12 protein-coding genes and 1 pseudogene are annotated in these 13,245 nt (G+C 68.3%); 10 read left to right on the forward strand and 3 right to left on the reverse strand.

The annotated features are described in order from the left end of the window. Nucleotides 1-6 precede the first annotated feature (6 nt). A complete protein-coding gene (locus OHA18_RS30865; protein WP_328998843.1) occupies nucleotides 7-747 on the forward strand; it encodes a cell division protein FtsQ/DivIB in 741 nt (246 codons plus the stop codon). Between the two features lie 171 nt (nucleotides 748-918). Further along, nucleotides 919-1,941, forward strand: a pseudogene (gene ftsZ, locus OHA18_RS30870) (cell division protein FtsZ); the annotation flags it as partial. A gap of 690 nt (nucleotides 1,942-2,631) precedes the next feature. Here ftsZ and OHA18_RS30875 read toward each other — a convergent pair. After that, nucleotides 2,632-3,147, reverse strand: a complete 516-nt coding sequence (locus OHA18_RS30875; protein WP_328998844.1) for an ArsR/SmtB family transcription factor — start codon at nucleotides 3,145-3,147, stop codon at nucleotides 2,632-2,634. 57 nt (nucleotides 3,148-3,204) lie between these two features. Between OHA18_RS30875 and OHA18_RS30880 the strand changes: the two genes are divergently transcribed. The 6 genes from OHA18_RS30880 to OHA18_RS30905 all read left to right on the forward strand — a co-directional run bounded on the left by OHA18_RS30880 (nucleotide 3,205) and on the right by OHA18_RS30905 (nucleotide 7,487). Continuing rightward, nucleotides 3,205-4,110, forward strand: coding sequence for a S41 family peptidase (locus OHA18_RS30880; protein WP_328998845.1), 906 nt, complete (start codon nucleotides 3,205-3,207; stop codon nucleotides 4,108-4,110). Nucleotides 4,111-4,119: 9 nt separating this feature from the next. Next, a complete protein-coding gene (gene pgeF, locus OHA18_RS30885) occupies nucleotides 4,120-4,845 on the forward strand; it encodes a peptidoglycan editing factor PgeF (protein ID WP_328998846.1) in 726 nt (241 codons plus the stop codon). After that, on the forward strand, nucleotides 4,842-5,555 hold the full coding sequence (locus OHA18_RS30890; RefSeq protein ID WP_328998847.1) for a YggS family pyridoxal phosphate-dependent enzyme: 714 nt from the start codon (nucleotides 4,842-4,844) through the stop codon (nucleotides 5,553-5,555). The genes pgeF and OHA18_RS30890 overlap by 4 nt, the downstream gene beginning before the upstream one ends. Before the next feature lie 70 nt (nucleotides 5,556-5,625). Next, nucleotides 5,626-6,171, forward strand: a complete 546-nt coding sequence (locus OHA18_RS30895; protein ID WP_328998848.1) for a cell division protein SepF — start codon at nucleotides 5,626-5,628, stop codon at nucleotides 6,169-6,171. 50 nt (nucleotides 6,172-6,221) lie between these two features. Then, a complete protein-coding gene (locus OHA18_RS30900) occupies nucleotides 6,222-6,527 on the forward strand; it encodes a YggT family protein (protein ID WP_328998849.1) in 306 nt (101 codons plus the stop codon). Nucleotides 6,528-6,725: 198 nt separating this feature from the next. After that, entirely contained in the window at nucleotides 6,726-7,487 is a 762-nt protein-coding gene (locus OHA18_RS30905) for a DivIVA domain-containing protein (protein WP_134098310.1), read from the forward strand. A gap of 96 nt (nucleotides 7,488-7,583) precedes the next feature. Here the strand turns inward: OHA18_RS30905 and OHA18_RS30910 are convergent, their stop codons facing one another. Continuing rightward, nucleotides 7,584-8,159 carry a pyridoxamine 5'-phosphate oxidase family protein gene (locus tag OHA18_RS30910; RefSeq protein WP_328998850.1) on the reverse strand — a complete coding sequence of 192 codons (576 nt, stop codon included), beginning with the start codon at nucleotides 8,157-8,159 and terminating at the stop codon, nucleotides 7,584-7,586. A gap of 46 nt (nucleotides 8,160-8,205) precedes the next feature. On the opposite strand from OHA18_RS30910, the gene OHA18_RS30915 reads away from it, so the two are divergent. Beyond that, entirely contained in the window at nucleotides 8,206-8,682 is a 477-nt protein-coding gene (locus OHA18_RS30915; protein ID WP_328998851.1) for a MarR family winged helix-turn-helix transcriptional regulator, read from the forward strand. 141 nt (nucleotides 8,683-8,823) lie between these two features. Here OHA18_RS30915 and ileS read toward each other — a convergent pair whose 3' ends face one another. Continuing rightward, on the reverse strand, nucleotides 8,824-11,973 hold the full coding sequence (ileS, locus tag OHA18_RS30920; RefSeq protein WP_328998852.1) for an isoleucine--tRNA ligase: 3,150 nt from the start codon (nucleotides 11,971-11,973) through the stop codon (nucleotides 8,824-8,826). A gap of 508 nt (nucleotides 11,974-12,481) precedes the next feature. On the opposite strand from ileS, the gene OHA18_RS30925 reads away from it, so the two are divergent. Further along, entirely contained in the window at nucleotides 12,482-13,171 is a 690-nt protein-coding gene (locus OHA18_RS30925) for a TraR/DksA family transcriptional regulator (RefSeq protein ID WP_328998853.1), read from the forward strand. Nucleotides 13,172-13,245 lie beyond the last annotated feature (74 nt).

Consider the following 13,245-nt stretch of genomic DNA (forward strand, 5'->3'; position numbering starts at 1 on the left):
TGTTGAATGAGCCAGAGCGTTGATCTGGCTCGGGCACAGCAGCGGTTCGCGCGCCGGCAACGGCTGGTGCGCTGGCGGAGTTGGTTGCCGTGGGCGATCGGTGGCGGACTGCTCGTCCTGGCCGGGCTGGTCGTCTGGCTGTTCTACTTCTCCTCGGCGCTGGCGGTCTCCGGCGTCCGGATCAGCGGCGCCGATACGGTGCCGCTGGCAACGATCGAGCAGACCGCGGCGGCGCCGATCGGCACCCCGCTGGCGAAGGTCGACCTGCGCTCGATCGCGGACCGGGTACGGACCATCCCGGCGGTCGCCGACGCGCAGGTGACCCGGGCCTGGCCGCGGAAGATCGTGATCGTGGTCACCGAACGGGTTCCGGTCGTGGTCGTCACCGACGGCACCCGGTACGAGCTGGTCGACGCGACCGGTACGTCGTACCGCACGGTGCCGAACCGGCCGGCCGGACTGCCGGAGGCGAAGGTGACCGGGGTACGGCGCGACGTCACGGTGCACTCGGTGGTGACGGTCTCGGCCGCCCTCCCGGACACACTGCGGGCCCAGGTGAGCTCGATCTCGGCGGCGTCGCCGGACTCGATCACCCTCAACCTCGGCTCCGGGGTGAAGGTCGTTTGGGGTAGTTCCGATGACAGTGCGCGCAAGGCCGGGGTACTGAGCGTGCTGATGAAGCGGCAGGCGAAGGTGTACGACGTCTCGGCCCCCGATCTCCCTGTCACCAAAGGGGAAAAGCGGTGATTGATCACATCGCGGGACTCATGCGGACCCGGGCGGCGAGGCGCGTGGACAGCGCCGGAAAGCGTCACGTACCGTGCGGCGTAATCTAAAGTTGACATAACTCTAAGCATCCACTTGAGGTTCAGTCTTTTCGCTGGACAACGGGAAAGCAACGAGGCGAGAGGCGCGGACGTGGCGGCACCGCAGAACTACCTGGCACTCATCAAGGTCGTGGGCATCGGCGGCGGCGGCGTGAACGCTGTCAACCGGATGATCGAGCACGGTCTGAAGGGCGTTGAGTTCATCGCCATCAACACCGACGCGCAAGCGCTGCTGATGAGCGACGCGGACGTCAAGCTCGACATCGGCCGGGAGGAGACCCGCGGCCTCGGCGCCGGCGCGAACCCGGCGATCGGGCAGAAGGCCGCCGAGGACCACGGCGAGGAGATCGAGGAGGCGCTCAAGGGCGCCGACATGGTCTTCGTCACCGCAGGCGAGGGTGGTGGCACCGGCACCGGTGGCGCGCCGGTCGTGTCCCGGATCGCGCGTTCGCTCGGTGCGCTGACGATCGGCGTCGTGACCCGGCCGTTCTCGTTCGAGGGCAAGCGCCGTGCGACCCAGGCCGAGGACGGTATCGCCGCCCTCCGCGAAGAGGTCGACACGCTGATCGTCATCCCGAACGACCGGCTGCTGACCATCTCCGACCGCGCCGTGTCCGTGCTGGACGCGTTCAAGCAGGCCGACCAGGTGCTGCTGCAGGGTGTCTCCGGCATCACCGACCTGATCACCACGCCCGGCCTGATCAACGTGGACTTCGCCGACGTCAAGGCGGTCATGTCGAACGCCGGCTCGGCGCTGATGGGCATCGGCTCGTCCCGCGGCGAGGACCGCGCGGTCGCGGCCGCCGAGGCAGCCATCTCGTCTCCGTTGCTCGAGGCAAGTATCGAGGGTGCGCACGGTGTGCTGCTGTCGATCGCGGGCGGTTCCGACCTGGGCCTGTTCGAGATCAACGAAGCGGCCCAGCTGGTCTCGGAGTCCGCCCACACCGACGCGAACATCATCTTCGGTGCGGTCATCGACGACGCCCTCGGCGACGAGGTCCGGGTCACGGTGATCGCGGCCGGCTTCGACGGCGGGATGCCGAAGCGTCGCGAACAGGCGATGAACCAGGCCCGGCCCCAGTCGTCCCGCCCGGCCTCCCAGAACTACTCGGCCCCGATGTCGGGGACGGGCCAGGCCGCTGGTGGTCAGGGTTCGGGTGGCCAGCCCGGTTCGCAGCCTGGTGGCCAGGGTTCGGGTGGCCAGCCCGGTTCGCAGCCTGGTGGCCAGTTCGCCGGCGGTCAGCAGGGTGCGGGTCAGCCTGCGCAGACGCCGAGTCAGCAGCCCGTCCCCGGTCAGCAGGGCGCACCCGCTGGTGGTCCGGCAGTCAATGCGGCACCGGGGAACCCGCCGGCGCCGACCGACGACACGGTTCCGGTGCCTGCACCGACCGAGCCGCGCTCCGGCGTCGGTACGACGAACTCCGCCCGCCCGCCGGCCGGTGACCCGGTCCGTACAGTGCAGTCCGGTCAGCAGTCGGCCCAGCCGGCACCGCACACCCCGGCCTCCCCGTCGACCCCGCACTCCTGGCCGACCCACGGCCCCAGTTCATCCGGTGGCACGCCGTCGAACGGCCCCACGCAGTCCGGTCAGCCTGGTCAATCCAGCCAGCCGGCGCAGTCGGGTCAGCCGGGCGTGTCCAGCCGCCCGAAGAAGCCAGAGCCCGAGGAAGACCTCGACATCCCCGACTTCCTCAAGTAGTCCGCCCGGCCAGGCGCCGGGGCTCACGCCATCAAGCCGGGGGCTGAGACAGGTTATTTCCTGTCCCAGCCCCCGGCTTCTTGTCTCAGGCCCCTGCTTCTTGTCTCAGGCCTTCGCGGGGGGCTGGCGCGGGCGGTAGAGCGAGACGACGACGCCGTAGCGCGACTCGCCCGGTCCGGCGTCGGTGAGGTCGTGGACCAGCTGTTCGAGGGTCGCGGTCAGTTCGGCGGCCTGGTCCGCGGTGAGCCGGATGTTTCGCAGGGTCAGCATCGGGTCGGGGTCGGCGTTCTCGAGCTCGGCCGCGACCGCTTGGAGCGTGATGGTGTTGTTCGCCCGCGCGCCTTCTCCGACGAAGTCGAACAGCTCGGCGGACCGTCGGTAGTACTGCTCGGTCCCGCCGCGCACCTGCCTGGTCTCGGCCACGTGCACCATCCCGGCGTCGCGGAGTACGCCGAGATGATGGGCGATGTTGCCCTTGGCCGTCCCGAGCGCGACGGCCAGCTGGCTGATCGTGGCCGCCTCCTTCCCGAGCGCGAACAGCAAGCGTTGCCGCAGCGGGTGTCCGAGGGCCTTGAACTGCGCGGCCGTCGACACCTCCAGCCGGTCCCGGATCTTGGTCATGAATCAAGCGTCGAGAATTCTTGACGCTTTGTCAATCCGCATGCTTGACTCCTCCGCATGCAGACCGAAGAGATCCGCGCCGTCATCGGCCAGGTGGGCGCCCTTGTCGCCGAGCACTACGTCTTTCCCGAGACCGGCCGCGAGGTGGCCGACCGTCTCGCCGAGCACTCGGCCGGCGGGCGGTACGACGACCTCCAACAGCTGGACCAGCTCGCCGAGCGGGTCACGACCGACCTGCAGGTCGGCAACCGCGACAAGCATCTGCGCCTGATGTTCCGGCCGGACGGGCCGCCGGACGAGACCGATCCGATCGCCGAGGAGCTGCACTGGCGCCGCCGGGCCGATCGTGACGGCGGCGGGGTCGCCCGGGTCGAGCGTCTCGAAGGCAACATCGGACTGCTGGAGATCCGCCCGTTGCTGTACGACCCCAACCACGCCGGCGCGGCCGTCACCGCGGCGATGACGCTGCTCGCCTCGACCGACGCGTTGCTGATCGACCTGCGCCGCTGTGTCGGCGGATCGCCCGATCAGGTCGCCTTTGTCTGCAGTCATCTGGTCGAGCCCGGCGAGCCGGTCCATCTGCAGGATCTGGTCATTCCGGCCGAGGGAACCCGGCGGCAGTTCTGGACCACGCCGTACGTGCCGGGTCCGCGGTTCGGCGGCACCAAGCCGATCTGGGTGCTGACCAGTTCGGCGACGTTCTCCGGCGGTGAGGAGTTGGCCTACGACCTGCAGCAGCTCGGCCGGGCGGTGATCGTCGGCGAGCGAACCGGCGGCGGTGCGCACCCGCGTCAGGGGTTCAAGGTGCACGAGCACCTCGAGGCGACGGTGCCGGTGGCGCGTGCGGAGAACCCGATCTCGGGGACGAACTGGGAGGGCACCGGTGTGGCTCCCGACGTCGACGTCCCTGCGGACGAGGCGTTCGAAGTGGCCTATCGGCGGGCGCTGGCCGTGGCTGGGTAACCTTCAGTCGTGTTCGGCTACGACGAGGTCCTCCTCCCCGCCCGGGTCGCGTTCACCGATCGGTTCGGTGGCGCCAGCAAACCGCCGTACGGCGAATTCAATCTCGGTGGGTACGGCGAGGACGCCGAGCTGATCGCGGCGAACTTCCGCCGGGTCGCCACCGCGTTCGACGTGGCGCCCGAGGCGGTTGTCCGGGTCAGCCAGGTCCATGGCCGCGACGTGCACGTGGTCGGTCCGGACGACGACTTGCCGCTCGAGCGGAATCCGAAGGCGGACGGCCTCGTCACGACGCGGTCCGATGTCGTGCTCGCGGTCCGTGCCGCGGACTGCCTGCCGGTGCTGCTGGTCGGCGACGGCGTCATCGGTGCGGCGCATTCCGGCCGCAAGGGCATGTACGTCGGGATCGTGCCGGCGACCGTCGACGCGATGCGTGAGCTCGGTGCGTCGCGCATCACCGCCGTACTCGGACCGTATGCGTGCGGGAGGTGTTACGAGGTTCCTGACGAGATGCGCGCCGAGGTCGCCGAGCGCGTGCCGGCGGCGTACTCCGAAACGAGCTGGGGGACTCCCGCTCTCGACGTGGCCGCCGGAGTGAAGGCACAGCTGGCCGAGCTCGACGTCGAGGTGGTCGACGCGACCGCGTGCACGATCGAGTCGGACAACCTCTACTCGTACCGTCGCGAAGGTCCGGCCAGTGGACGGATGGCAGGGCTGATCAGACTGGTGACGCAATGAGTGACCGTGCCGGTGAGTTGCGCGACAACTTGCTGCAGGTTCAGGAACGGATCGAGAAGGCCTGTCAGGCGGCCGGGAGATCCCGGGACGAGGTAACCCTCGTGGCGATCACTAAAACCTTCCCAGTCAGCGATGTAGGGGCGCTGGCGGGCCTCGGAGTCCAGGACGTCGGGGAGAATCGTGAGCAGGAGCTCAAGGTGAAGGCGCCGGACTGCCCGGACCTCACCTGGCACTTCGTCGGGCAGCTGCAGTCGAAGAAGGCCAGGTCCGTTGTGCGGAACGCTTCGATCGTCCACTCGGTCGATCGGTCGTCGTTGGTCGACGCGTTGTCCAAGGCCGCGGTGGCCGAGGAGAAGACGCTGCGTTGTCTGATCCAGGTCAGCCTTGCGGCGTACGGATCGGCCGAGGCCGCGACCGGCGCCGGGCGGGGCGGTGTCGAGCCTTCCGACGTACCTGAACTTGGTACGGAGATCGCGGCGGCGGACGGGCTGGAGCTCGGGGGAGTGATGGCGGTCGCGCCGTTGGGTTCGGACCCGGACGAAGCCTTCGCCGGGCTGCAAGAGGTAGCGTCGCGGCTACGCTCCGAACACCCCGGCGCCGACTGGATCTCGGCCGGGATGACCGGCGATCTGGAGGCCGCGATCAAGCACGGTGCGACACACGTCCGGCTCGGGCGCGCCTTACTCGGTACGCGTCCTCCACTCGGTTAGTGTCGACATCGAGCAGGTTTTGCTTCCTGCTCACTGTTGTCGTCGAACCGGATCGAGGTGCTGGAGGGCCATGAGCGGCGCACTGCGCAAGATGGGTGTGTACCTCGGCTTGGTCGAGGACGGGGAGCGCTACAACGCGCGGTACGACGACGAGTTCGAAGACGACTACGACGAGTACGAGGACGAAGCCGTCGACGGGGACTCCCACGAGACCGAGCCGGTACCTGCCGGCCGGGAGAGCCGCGAGACTCGCGAGGACCGCGAGACCACCAGCGGCGCCACGGTCAGCAAGTTCCCAGACCGGCGCGGGGTCGCGCCGTCCCCGGAGGTTACCGAGTTGGCCCGCATCACCACCGTGCACCCGCGCAGCTACAACGAGGCGCGCGTCATCGGTGAGCACTTTCGCGACGGCACACCCGTCATCATGAACCTGACCGAGATGGACCACGCCGACGCGAAGCGGCTGGTCGACTTCGCCGCCGGGCTGATCTTCTGCTGCCGTGGCTCGATCGAGCGGATCACCACGAAGGTGTTCCTGGTCTGCCCACCGAACGTGACGGTCGCCGCCGAGGAGAAGGAGAAGATCGCCGCGGACGGGTTCTACAACCAGAGCTGACGCTCTGGTTGGTTGCCGCCCTTCCGCCGTCTTCTACACTCATTGACGACATGGATGCTCTAGCGCTCGTCCTCAGTGTTCTCAGCTGGGTGCTGCTCGCCTTCTTCCTGGTTCTGGTGGCGAGGTTCGTGCTCAGCCTGATCGTCATGTTCGCGCCCCAGTGGCACCCGAAGGGGCCGCTGCTGCTGTTCTTCGAGCTGATCTACTCGATCACCGATCCGCTCCTCAAACCGCTGCGGCGGATCCTGCCCCCGATCGGGGCCGGCGGGGTGCGGATCGACCTGTCCATGCTGATGCTGTTCGTCATCGTTTCGGTGGCGATGTCCATCAACTCAACGGCTTTGCGGTCGTTGTGAGGGTGAGAACAGCGAGGACTGGGTAGGTAGAGTCTCGGGAAAAACGGGGCTGTATCTACCGGGCTGCTCCACCGGGCAGGACCGTTGTCACCCGCCCGGATTCCGTCATAAGACAACGAAGCGATAACGTGATCTACTGAGTCGCCGGGGTGCAACACCACGGGGACTCCGCCAAGACACAGACAAACGAGGTGAAAGATGCCGCTGACGCCGGATGACGTCCGCTCGAAGCAATTCACGCCCGTCCGACTACGGGAGGGCTACGACGTCACAGAGGTCGACTCCTTCCTCGACGAGGTCGAGGCCGAGCTCGAGCGACTTCTCGCCGAGAACGAGGAGCTGCGGGCCAAGCTCGCGGCGGCTCAGCGCGCAGGTGCGGACCAGCAGCGGCCGGTCGTCGACCAGACCGCCGCCCTGCCGCCTGTCGTGCAGCAGCCCAAGCCCCCGGTCGTGGTCGAGAAGCCGGAGGAGAAGCCCCCGGTGATGCCCGCGGTCGCGGCTGCTGGTGCGGCTGCGGCGGCCGGCTCGGTCGGTGACGCCTCCAGCTCCGCGGTGCGGCTGCTGGAGATGGCGACCAAGCACTCCGACGACCTGGTCCAGGAGGCGAAGGACACCGCCGACAAGATCATCGGCGAGGCCCGCGCCAAGGCGGAGCGCCTGGAGAACGAGGCGCGTGGCAAGGCCGACCGGATGACCGGTGAGGCCCGCGCCCGCGCCGAGAAGCTCGACGGCGAGATCGCGGAGCGTCGCGCGCAGATGCTCGGCACGCTGGAGAAGCAGAAGGGCCAGCTCGAGCGCACGATCGACGACCTGCACGCGTACGAGCGTGAGTACCGTAGCCGCCTGAAGACGTACTTCACCGAGCAGCTGAAGGCGCTCGGCAACGGCGACGACACGCTCAGCCCGCGCAACGGCTTCCGCCCGGAGGCCCGCGCCCAGGCTCACGGTCACGGCGTGTAAAAAAACCTCGTTGAGGAGGCGGTGCTTTCCGGCGGCACCGCCTCTTCGTCATGTCTGGACGCGTTTGACACACGGTCCCACCACGGTGACAGGGTGTCAGGGCCAGGCAAGAGGTTCCTTCCGGCCACTCAACGTCCCAACATCGTTGAGCCGCAGCCGGTACGGCGTCAGCCGTAGGAGCGAGGGTGATGCTCTGTCGGATGCCGCGCCTCCGGCGCGGTGGTCGTGGGGCTGTGACTCCCGGCCTTCCCTCGTCGCTCCGGTCGCTTCGCTCCCTGCACTCCTCAGTCCAGGCCGGGAGGCCCCACGACAGGGGGCCGGTCCATCGGGGAACACACTCCAGAAGTTGTAGCCGAGTGGTGGCGGGGCGTCTCGATACAGTTCCCACACTCGTTGCCGGGTCGCCGTATCGGTGACCCACTCCGCCTCGCAGTCCGCGATGGCCACGTCGTGGCCGGGCTCCCAGTACGTGCAGCTCACGTAGGGGCTGTTGGCCAGGTGCCGCACCTTCACCGGCGTCGCCCGCGTGACGATCCAGCCGGTCAGCTGCTCGTCCAGCTCCCAGATCGGGTGCAGGATCCGGCTCCGCGGCCGGCTGTCCGGGCCGACGGTCGCCACCGTGCACCAGACGATGCGGTGCGCTCTCTCGAGGAACTCCTTTTGCACAACCATGGTTGTAGGTTAGCTGATGCACAACCAAGGTTGTATATTCGGGGATATGGAGTTCGATCCGGCCGAGGCCGACCTGTCCCTGGCCTCGTTGTTCGCCGGCTGGGCGCTGGCCGACGAGCTCCAGCGCCGCCTGGCCGCCGAGGGTTTCGCTGACTCGCGGTTCGCGGACGGAGTGGTGTTCCAGCATCTGGTCGTCGGCCCGGTGACGATCAGCACACTCGCCGAGAAGCTCGGCGTGACGCAGCAGGCGGCGTCGAAGTCGGTCGCCGACCTGTCGTCGCGCGGCTACGTCAGCCGCCGCCCCGATCCGGCCGACGCCCGCGCGCGCATCGTCGTACTGACCGATCGCGGTCAGGCCGTGATCGCGGCCGCCCGCAAACATCGAGCCGCCCTCGACGCCGAGCTCCGCCGAGCCCTGGGCGACGACCAGGTGGAGGAGGCCCGCCTGCTGCTGGTCGACGTCATCAACCACCTCGGCGCGAGCCCGTCGCTCCGCGCCCGCGCCGTACGCCCACCCCGCTGACCTGACGCCGAGCCGCACTTTGCCTGGTCCACCCACGAGATGAGGGGTTTGTGACCCTGGTTGCGGGTCACAAACCCCTCATTTGCTGGGTATGCCAGCGAAATTGCCGGGTCAGCCAGGCAAATGCGAGCCGGGGCGGGGTCAGGCTTTCGCGAGCCAGTAGGTGAGGTGCAGGTCCTCTTCGGTGCCGGTGGCAACGTCCGCCTCGGAGGGGGCGGACTGGTTCAGCTCGACGGCGAGCACCTCGCGGGCGATCTCGTCGGCGTGCTTGCCCAGGGCATCGGCCAGCTCGGCGTCGGTCGAGGTCAGCCAGACCCGGATCCGGTCGGAGACCTCGAGGCCGGCGTTCTTCCGGGCCTCCTGCAACGTCCGGACCACCTCGCGGGCCAGACCGGCCTGCCGCAGCTCCGGTGTGACCTCGAGGTCGAGGGCAACGGTCTCGCCCTGCTCGTTGACCACCGACCAGCCTTCCTTCGGCCGCTCGGACAGCAGTACCTCGGCTTCGCTCACCCGGACGTCCTCCCCGTCGACGACGACGCTTGCCGACCCGGTCTCCTTCAGCTCGACCGCGAGCGCACCGGCGTCGGCGGCGGCGATCGCGGCCGCGACCACCGGCGTCTGCTTGGCGAACCGCTTGCCCAGCTCACGGAAGTTGCCCTTGGCGGAGAACTCGACCAGGTCGGCGCCCGCCGCGGACAACGGCTCGACCGTGCCCACGTTGAGCTCGTCGGCGATCTCCTGCAGCAGCTCGGGCGACAGGTCCGCGATCGCGGCCGACCCGACCAGCGCACGGGCCAGCGGCTGGCGCGTCTTCACCTTCGCCTCGGCGCGTGCCGACCGGCCGAGCTCGACGACCCGGCGGGCCATCGACACGTGCTGCGCCAGTACGTCGTCGATCAGCGTCTCGTCGTACGTCGGGAAGCTGGTCAGGTGGACCGACTCGGGCAGACCGGCCGTGACCGGGCGCAACACGTCCTGCCAGACCCGCTCGGTGACGAACGGCGTCAGCGGCGCCATCACCCGCGTGAGCACGTCGAGCGTCTCGTGCAGTGTCGCCAGCGCACCGGCGTCACCGGACCAGAACCGGCGGCGCGAACGGCGGACGTACCAGTTCGAGAGCACGTCGACGAACGAGTTGATCTGCAGACCGAGCCGCTGCGTGTCGAACGCGGCGTACGCCTCGTCGGTGTCGCGGACGAGCCGGTGCGTCTCGCTCACAAGCCAGCGGTCCAGCACCGAGCGGTCGGCGACGGCCGGAGCGTCCGCCGGCGACCAGTCCGCCAGCCGCGCGTACAGGGCGTGGAACGCGACCGTGTTCCAGTAGGTGAGCAGCACCTTCCGGACGATCTCGTTCAGCACGTTCGGCCCGATGCCGCGCGCCTTCCACGGTGAACCGGACGCGGCCATGAACCAGCGCACCGCGTCCGCGCTGTGGTCGTCCATCAGCGAGATCGGCTCGAGGATGTTGCCCAGGTGCTTGGACATCTTCCGGCCGTCCTCGGCCATGATGTGCCCGAGGCAGACGACATTGCGGTACGACGACTCGTCGAAGACCAGCGTGCCGATCGCCATCAGCGTGTAGAACCAGCCCCGGGTCTGGTCGATCGCCTCGGAGATGAAGTCGGCCGGGTACGCCTCCTCGAGCTTCTCCTTCGAACCCTCCGCCCACGGGTAGCCCCACTGCGCGAACGGCATCGAGCCCGAGTCGTACCAGGCGTCGATCACCTCGGGCACGCGGCGCGCCTCCCGACCGCACTGAGGGCAGTCGAAGGCGATGTCGTCGACGTACGGCCGGTGCGGGTCGGTGCTGCTCAGGTCGCGACCGGCCAGCTCACCGAGCTCGGCCAGCGAACCGACGCACACCTGGTGGTCGTCGGCGCATCGCCAGATCGGCAGCGGCGTACCCCAGAAGCGGGACCGGGAGACGGCCCAGTCGATGTTGTTGCGCAGCCAGTCGCCGTACCGGCCCCACTTGACCGAGTCCGGGTACCAGTTGGTCTTCTCGTTCTCCCGGAGCAGGGCGTCCTTGACCTGGGTGGTGCGGATGTACCAGGACGGGAGCGCGTAGTACATGACCGGGGTGTGGCAGCGCCAGCAGTGCGGGTACGGGTGCTCGTACGGCACGTGCTTGAACAGCACACCGCGCTCGTCGAGGTCCTTGACCAGGTCCTCGTCGGCCTTCTTGAAGAACTGCCCACCGACCAGCGGTACGTCGGCGTTGAAGTGGCCGCTGGAGTCCACCGGGTTCACCACCGGCAGGTTGTACGCGCGGCCCACCGCGAGGTCGTCCGCGCCGAACGCGGGGGACTGGTGTACGAGGCCAGTGCCGTCCTCGGTGGTGACGTAGTCCGCGAGCACGACGTAGTGTGCCGGCTCGTCGAACGGGACGAGCTCGAACGGACGCTGGTACGTCCACCGCTCCATCTCGCGACCGCCGTACTCACCGGTCACCGTCCAGCCCTCGCCGAGCCTGTCCAGCAGCGGCTTCGCGACGACCAGCAACTCGGTGCCGTCGGTGGCGACGACGTACTCGACGTCAGGGTGCACGGCGACCGCCGTGTTGGACACGAGGGTCCACGGGGTCGTCGTCCAGACCAGCAGCGACGCCTGGCCGGCCAGCGGACCGGACGTCAGCGGGAAGCGGACGTACACCGACGGGTCGACGACGGTCTCGTACCCCTGGGCGAGCTCGTGGTCGGACAGGCCGGTGCCACAGCGCGGGCAGTACGGCGTGATGCGGTAGTCCTCGACCAGCAGGCCCTTGTCGTGGATCTGCTTGAGCGACCACCAGACCGACTGGACGTACTCCGGGTCCATCGTCTTGTACGGGTGCTCGAGGTCGACCCAGTAGCCCATCCGGACGGTCAGCTCGTTGAACGCGTCGACATGCCGCAGTACGGACTCGCGGCACTTGGCGTTGAACGCGGCGATGCCGTACGCCTCGATGTCGTTCTTGCCGCTGAAACCGAGCTCCTTCTCGACCGCGACCTCGACCGGGAGGCCGTGGCAGTCCCAGCCGGCCTTGCGCTCGACCCAGAACCCCTTCATGGTCCGGTAGCGCGGGAACACGTCCTTGAAGACGCGGGCCTCGATGTGGTGCGTGCCGGGCATGCCGTTCGCGGTCGGCGGACCCTCGTAGAATGTCCACGGCTGCCCGCCGGCGGACGCCTCGAGGCTCTTGGCGAAGGTGTCGTGCTCGTCCCAGAGGGTGAGCACCTCCCGCTCGAGCGCGGGGAAGTCGACCTGGGCCGGAACCTGCCGCCAGGGTGTTCGGGGAGCGTCTGCCGCCATCTGTCCGTCGTCCTTCGTCGCCAGTGCTGCTGCTGACGAGGGACGAAGCACCCGGACTGACCGGGGACCGCGCGGTACCACCCTCCTTGGTGACTCCCGGGTAGGGATATCACCCACTTCCTTCTTGCGTCGCTGCCGGTTCTAATAGGTCCTTGCAGACCGTTCTTCCGGCGGCTCCGGGGTGATGGCCCCATCAATGCCTTGCGGATCGCGGTTGTCAGTGTACGGCGTCGTACCGGGTGACTACGAATCGTTAATCGGTGGTCAGTTGGTCGTTCTCTGCGGAGAATGCTGCTGCGCTCGAAGTGAGGGGGAGTTAAACGTTTGGGTGACGGAGTGTGACGGCTGAGACAGGGCTGTGACGCGCGGAACATCGAGCGGACTTGAAGAACCGACTACCGTATGTCCACGGTCTGCGCGTCGTACTGGCTGGTGGTCACCGGGTGGCCTACTGTCTTGCGACCAGTCCGCTTCAGTCTCCGACGAAGGCAGGGGGTAGCTGATCACAATGGCTACATCGGCACCCAGGAAGTCCGCCCCCCAACGTTCTGCCGCGGCCAAGAAGAGCGCCGCGAAGAAGTCCGAACCGGTCCAGAAGACGGCGGCCCGGAAAACCCCGGCGAAGACCTCGCCGGCCAAGAAGACTCCCGCGGCGAAGAAGTCGGCGTCGACTTCCACCGCGGCAAAGAAGGCTCCGGCCAAGAAGACCCCTGCCCAGGAAGTCCAGACGAAGAGGGTGGCCATGAAGACCAACGAGAACAGGACCCCGGCCACAGCGCCGGCGAAGTCCGCTGCACATACGGCCGAGACCTTCAAGGTGAAGCCGGGCGAGGACCCGTGGACCGCTGCCGAGCTCGCCGAGCTCCGCACGGAACTGGAGGGTGAGGTCGAGCACCTCAAGGAGGAGATCCGCGACGCCGAGCAGGAGATCGCGGGCCTGTTCCGCGACGGCAGCGACGGCGCCGGGAACGACCAGGCCGACGTAGGTTCCACCACGCTGGAGCGCTACCACGAGCTGACGCTGGCCAACAACGCCCGCGACATGCTCAACCAGATCGAGTTCGCGCTGACCCGGATCGACGACGGCACGTACGGCGTCTGCGAGAACTGCGGCAACGCGATCGGCAAGGGTCGGCTGCAGGCGTTCCCGCGTGCGACACTGTGCGTGTCATGCAAAGAACGCCAAGAACGCCGCTGAACGACTCCGCCTCGTCTCACCAGGTGGGAGACGCAGCCACCCCAGAACCGGCCGACGAACCGTCGGCCGGTTCT

Source organism: Kribbella sp. NBC_00709, assembly GCF_036226565.1.
In the GTDB taxonomy this organism is placed as follows: Bacteria; Actinomycetota; Actinomycetes; order Propionibacteriales; family Kribbellaceae; genus Kribbella.

What these genes read in the sequence shown, in the direction of transcription:
- OHA18_RS30865 (WP_328998843.1), top strand. Translation starts at nt 7, where the DNA reads ATGAGCCAGAGCGTTGATCTGGCTCGGGCACAGCAGCGGTTCGCGCGC.
- OHA18_RS30875 (WP_328998844.1), bottom strand. Translation starts at nt 3,147, where the DNA reads ATGACCAAGATCCGGGACCGGCTGGAGGTGTCGACGGCCGCGCAGTTC.
- OHA18_RS30880 (WP_328998845.1), top strand. Translation starts at nt 3,205, where the DNA reads ATGCAGACCGAAGAGATCCGCGCCGTCATCGGCCAGGTGGGCGCCCTT.
- OHA18_RS30890 (WP_328998847.1), top strand. Translation starts at nt 4,842, where the DNA reads ATGAGTGACCGTGCCGGTGAGTTGCGCGACAACTTGCTGCAGGTTCAG.
- OHA18_RS30895 (WP_328998848.1), top strand. Translation starts at nt 5,626, where the DNA reads ATGAGCGGCGCACTGCGCAAGATGGGTGTGTACCTCGGCTTGGTCGAG.
- OHA18_RS30900 (WP_328998849.1), top strand. Translation starts at nt 6,222, where the DNA reads ATGGATGCTCTAGCGCTCGTCCTCAGTGTTCTCAGCTGGGTGCTGCTC.
- OHA18_RS30905 (WP_134098310.1), top strand. Translation starts at nt 6,726, where the DNA reads ATGCCGCTGACGCCGGATGACGTCCGCTCGAAGCAATTCACGCCCGTC.
- OHA18_RS30910 (WP_328998850.1), bottom strand. Translation starts at nt 8,159, where the DNA reads ATGGTTGTGCAAAAGGAGTTCCTCGAGAGAGCGCACCGCATCGTCTGG.
- OHA18_RS30915 (WP_328998851.1), top strand. Translation starts at nt 8,206, where the DNA reads ATGGAGTTCGATCCGGCCGAGGCCGACCTGTCCCTGGCCTCGTTGTTC.
- ileS (WP_328998852.1), bottom strand. Translation starts at nt 11,973, where the DNA reads ATGGCGGCAGACGCTCCCCGAACACCCTGGCGGCAGGTTCCGGCCCAG.
- OHA18_RS30925 (WP_328998853.1), top strand. Translation starts at nt 12,482, where the DNA reads ATGGCTACATCGGCACCCAGGAAGTCCGCCCCCCAACGTTCTGCCGCG.